Raw genomic sequence first — 3,797 nt, forward strand, 5'->3', positions numbered from 1 at the left:
GATTAGTGTACCACTACACATCGGTGTATTTATCTACTTTGCCATGTGTGCACTTGTCTGATGGTTTCAGCTTTTTAATGGCGGTATCAGTCAGCATTTTAGCCCCTTTGTTGGTATCACAAAAACCGATACCAACGATGATACCAACATTTTTCATTGTTGACAATGGTTGCATACTGTATCATAGATACCACAAAACCGCTAAAACCCTTGAAAAACAAAGGGTGTTACACATAATGCAACACCCTGAAAATGTAATATGGTCGGAGTGGCGGGATTTGAACTCGCGACCCCTTGCACCCCATGCAAGTGCGCTACCAAGCTGCGCTACACCCCGATTGCCGTATATTGTAGCGGATTTTGCCAAATTAGCAAGGGTTTTATGCGATTTTCGCGCGTAGCCGTTGAGTGATTGATAAATTGACATCGGTACGGATAATTGACAATCTCAATAAAAAGACCAAGCGGATACATTGGCTTGGTCTTGATATGATTGAAATGATTAACAAAATGCCAAAACGATGTTTATGCCATCGCTTGTAAGGCTTGTTCAAGCTTCTCCATTACCAAATCGAGCTCGTCATCACTGATGCCAAACTGTGGCGTAAAGCGCAGGGCATTTTGACCGCCATGAATGACACCAATACCATGCAAGCGTAGCCACTCTTCGACACTGCCTGTGCCATAAGCCTTGTAGCGTGGATGTAGCTCACAGCTGAACAGTAGCCCTGTGCCTTGAACATTGGTGATGGCATCGCCAAGCTTGGCTTGCAGGGCGTTAAGCTTAGCAATCGCCTGTTTGCCTTGATGGACGATATTGGCACGCACATCATCAGTCATGCCATCAAGCACCGCACAGGCGACATCCAGCGCACGGGGGTTGGTGGTCATGGTATTGCCATATAGCCCACGCTGATATTCACCGCTGGCATAGTCAGTCATGGCTAGGATGGATAAGGGGAATTGCCCTGCGTTGATGGCCTTTGAATAGGTCTCAAAATCAGGTGGTTCAATGCCCTCAAATTCAGGCGAATCCACAATCGACAGATAGCCTGTGGTACGCAGACCTGCTTGGATTGAGTCGATGAGTAGCAGACTGCCATGCTCACGGGTCAAGGCTCGTGCAGCATCATAAAACGCTCGTGGCACACTACGCCCTGGGTTGCCTTCGCCCATCACAGGCTCCATCAGCATCGCTTCGATGAACCAGCCGTTGGCATCAGCATCGACAAAGACCGCCTTGAGTGCATCGATGTCATACGGTGCGACGGTGATGACGCTGTCTTCATCTTTGTAGCTGGCCAGATATTTGTCATAGCTAGCACGGCTTGAGTTTGAGTACAGAGCAGGGCGGTCGGTGCGTCCGTGAAATGAGCCTTTGATGGTCAGACGCTTGATGATCTTACCAGCATGGCGTGCTCCTGCGTCGGTTTGGCGTTTGGCATGGGCATCGATGATGCGTGTGGCAAGTCCGACCGCTTCTGAGCCTGAGTTTAGGCACATAAAGCCAGTATAAGGACAGCCATTTTGGGTTTGTCCAATTTCCTGCTTGAGTGCTTGGATAAGCCGATATTGGGCGAGATTTGGTGTCATGATATTGGCGGTGACTTGTGGTTTTGCCATCGCTTGGATGACGGCATCAGGCGTATGCCCAAAGCCAAGCATCCCATAGCCACCGGTGTCATACAGCACAGCGCCTTTGAGCGTGACAATCCACGAGCCACAAGCAGATAGGGCGACATAGGGATTGACAGAATCACTGGCATAAAAATTGACAAAGCCGTCTTGGATAGCGTCAATCTGCGCCTGCTCATCCAGTGCGAGCAACTCAGGATAATGGGCTTTGATGTCTTGATAGCGAGTGAGCGCATCATTGATGGCTTGGGTGAGTTCGGGTGCACAGCTTGCAAATCGCTCAATGCTTGCATCATCTAGTCCTGTGCAGAGCATACCCCCATGCGAACGCAACACGGCTAAATCATGTAATACTGACATAATCTCCACTCCTTGGCTGTCTAGGTTATCTATTAAAATATTTGGAATTTATCTCCAAACTTTTTGTCAGTGTATCATGAAATATAACCAAAGACAGCTTTTGGGTCGGAAAATTTGTTATGCTGTAATGCCAAAAATTCTTAGATTGTTGGTTGGATTTTGGATGGATGGTATCAATCTATTGTAGTCGCTCAATAATCTCTAAAATTTTACGGATTTCAATAAGTTTCATGCTATGTTCCATATATGCCCAATCAGGTTCGTGATTGGGTGTGATGGGCAGTAGGATTTTTTGTTTATTCATTCTTTGAGCATTGAATTTATAACCATATTGATATTTTTGTTTTTGTTGCAAAATGACTGTCTTTAAAAATAAATAAACCCAAGTGTTGGCATGGGATTTGTCTTTTAATTCCAAGCGTTTGACATCATCAGAAAAAAGACAAGTATAAGGGTGATAAAATCCATAGCCAACACTACCATTATAATTGATACCCAAAATATTTTTATCCAAACTGGTATTATGATTGCTGACAAAAGCAGTAATACCATTATCAAATTCGGTCGCTCCAATAAATGGAATATCGCCATTAATCATATCTTGTTTGGTTAAACGTACCCCTGATTTTATATTAAAAATTTGACTTAAACTAAATTCTGCCCATAATCTTTGTGCTGTGCTGTGCTGTGAATGATTATCGTTTAAGTGTTGTAAAATGGCTTGAACTTTATCATATTCAATCGATTTGATATATTCTTCCATAAATTTCCAATCAGGATTACCTTGTTCATCAATGGGTAATCTTAAAATCTCATTATTTAAACGGCTTTGATTGCGTTTATAACCAAAATTATATTTTCCACGCACCCTATCGGCAATGGTTGTAATAAATAATCCGCTATATTCTGTTAAATTTTTATTGTAACCTACAGAAATATCTTGTGTTGCAATAAAATCTTCTTTTTTGTAAATAGAATATCCCATTGCACCTTCACCGTTTCGGATAAAGGCGATGGCATTACCACGATAAATTAGATTCGGATAAGGTTTTACATAGTCTAATACGCCATTATTACGATTGGTAGCACCAATATAATTGATACCACCATTTTCGCATTTATCTAAATGATTTAATCCTTTTGATGGTTTATTTTCAAAAGAAAAAAGTTCTTCAATTTTAAAATTAGCCCATTTTTTAATATAGGTTTTACCCCCCCTGTTTGATTATTAATTAAACAACCTAATAATTTATTTTGATAATAATTCACGATTTCTTGAATTTTTTCTTGTTCAAGTTGTTTGATATAATCTTCCATAAATTGCCAATCAGGATTGCCTTGATGATTTATAGGTAAAATAATTTTTTCTCGTTTAATTCTCTTATCATTGATTTCACGATTAAAAGAATATTTATCTTTAATTCTTTGAATTTGATTTGCTAAAAAAAGATAAATATATTTATTTGGTTGTTTTAAAATTAGGGCAGTAACATGGTCGCTTGCCACAAACTCATAGTTTTGAAAAAATGTTGAACCAACACTACCGCTATTTGCCAAGGTCAAGCAATGGTTAAATTTGCGTACATTGTCATTATTTGATATAAAGTTATCTACACCATTATTTGCAGATGATGAAGAAATGTACGGGGTTGCACCGCATTTTTGATTTTCTTTTGTTAATCTTTTTCCACGCTGAATTTTTGAGAATATTTCGGAGAAATAAAATTCTTTCCACTCTCTATCTGCTAAACTTAATTTAGTCATCTTTATTTTCTCCTAAGCCAAATGTAGTGGTACACTAA

At 40.3% G+C, this 3,797-nt stretch carries 4 protein-coding genes and 1 tRNA gene; all 5 read right to left on the reverse strand.

Annotated elements, in window-relative coordinates; all coding sequences use genetic code 11:
• Positions 1 to 13 precede the first annotated feature (13 nt).
• Positions 14 to 175, reverse strand: coding sequence for a hypothetical protein (locus tag B0680_RS10805; RefSeq protein ID WP_158078298.1), 162 nt, complete (start codon positions 173 to 175; stop codon positions 14 to 16).
• An 85-nt stretch (positions 176 to 260) separates the two neighbouring features.
• A tRNA-Pro gene (locus B0680_RS04730) sits at positions 261 to 337 on the reverse strand.
• Positions 338 to 525: 188 nt separating this feature from the next.
• Positions 526 to 1,995 (reverse strand): aminotransferase class III-fold pyridoxal phosphate-dependent enzyme, encoded by a 1,470-nt coding sequence (locus tag B0680_RS04735; protein ID WP_078253921.1) that lies wholly within the window; start codon positions 1,993 to 1,995, stop codon positions 526 to 528.
• A gap of 178 nt (positions 1,996 to 2,173) precedes the next feature.
• Positions 2,174 to 3,196: a restriction endonuclease subunit S gene (locus tag B0680_RS04740; RefSeq protein ID WP_228143754.1), complete on the reverse strand. Its 1,023-nt coding sequence runs from the start codon at positions 3,194 to 3,196 to the stop codon at positions 2,174 to 2,176.
• Positions 3,127 to 3,759 (reverse strand): restriction endonuclease subunit S, encoded by a 633-nt coding sequence (locus tag B0680_RS04745; RefSeq protein WP_078253923.1) that lies wholly within the window; start codon positions 3,757 to 3,759, stop codon positions 3,127 to 3,129. The genes B0680_RS04740 and B0680_RS04745 overlap by 70 nt, the downstream gene beginning before the upstream one ends.
• Positions 3,760 to 3,797: the final 38 nt, after the last annotated feature.

Origin of the sequence: Moraxella pluranimalium, from assembly GCF_002014825.1 — a bacterium.
GTDB classification, from domain to species: Bacteria; Pseudomonadota; Gammaproteobacteria; order Pseudomonadales; family Moraxellaceae; genus Moraxella; species Moraxella pluranimalium.